Below are 1,169 nucleotides of genomic sequence, written 5' to 3' on the forward strand. Positions count from 1 at the left end.
GCGCCCGCCTGCTGCAGCGTCTGGCCACGCGCGACGGCGCCGACGGCGCACGCGCGCCCTTGCCCGCCGGCGCGCAGGTGCTGCGCGACGTCGGCTACGGCCCGGACCCGGCGCAGCGCATGGACGTGTACCTGCCGGCCGGCGCACGTCAGGCGCCGCTGATCGTGATGGTGCACGGCGGCGGCTGGGCCGACGGCGACAAGGACAACCCCGGCGTGGCCGCCAACAAGGTCGCGCACTGGCTGCCGCAGGGCCATGTGCTGGTGTCGGTGAACTACCGCCTGCTGCCGCAGGCCACGCCGCTTGCGCAGGCAGAAGACGTGGCGCGCGCGGTCGCCCGGATCCAGCAACTGGCGCCGCAGTGGGGCGCCGACCCGGCACGGCTGGTGCTGATGGGCCACTCGGCCGGCGCGCATCTGGTGAGCCTGCTGGACCTGTCGCCGGACCTGCTGGCGCAGGCCGGGGCGCGCCGACCGCTGGGCACGGTGGCGCTGGACAGTGCGGCGATGGATGTGGAGCAGGTGATGCAGCAACGGCATCTGCCGCTGTACGACCGCGCCTTCGGCAGCGTGCGCAGCGACTGGATCGCCGCCTCGCCTTACCACGTCATGGGCGCCAGCGCGCCGCCGCTGCTGGCGGTGTGCTCAAGCCGCCGCGCCGATGCCTGCGCGCAGGCGCGCCACCTGGCCAGCAAGGCCGGCGCCCGCGGCATCCGCGTCGAGGTGCTGCCGCAGGATGCCAGCCACGCGGAGATCAACCGCGACCTGGGCCTGCCCTCGGCCTACACCGCGGCGGTGGACGCGTTCCTGCACACGCTGCGCTGAGCGCCGCGCACGGCCCCCACGACAACCGGGCTCAGGTCACCATGCACTGCTGCAGCAGCAACGGCAGCGCCACCGCGGCGCTGTCGCGCCAGTGCAGGTCGGCACGCGCCGACAGCGCGCTGGGTTCGGGATTGATCTCGACCACGCAGGCGCCGCGCTCCTTGGCCTGCAGCGGCAGGCTGGCGGCCGGATAGACCAGGCCGGAACTGCCGATCACCAGCACTAGGTCGGCGTCGTCGGCCGCGGTCTGCGCGCGCGCCCACTCCGCCGCCGGCAACGCTTCGCCGAACCACACCACGCCCGGGCGCACCGTGCCGCCGCAGGCCGCGCACACCGGCGGCGCCA

The 1,169-nt window shown here is 75.1% G+C and carries 2 protein-coding genes; one reads left to right on the forward strand and one right to left on the reverse strand.

Annotated elements, in window-relative coordinates; all coding sequences use genetic code 11:
- Positions 1–824 (forward strand): alpha/beta hydrolase (locus D180_RS10025; protein ID WP_017912688.1); only part of this gene is annotated, 824 nt, incomplete at its 5' end.
- Between the two features lie 31 nt (positions 825–855).
- Here D180_RS10025 and D180_RS10030 read toward each other — a convergent pair.
- Positions 856–1,169: Sir2 family NAD-dependent protein deacetylase (locus tag D180_RS10030; RefSeq protein WP_017912689.1), on the reverse strand; the 314-nt coding region annotated here is incomplete at its 5' end.

The organism is Xanthomonas sp. SHU 166 (genome assembly GCF_000364685.1).
GTDB classification, from domain to species: domain Bacteria; phylum Pseudomonadota; class Gammaproteobacteria; order Xanthomonadales; family Xanthomonadaceae; genus Xanthomonas_A; species Xanthomonas_A sontii.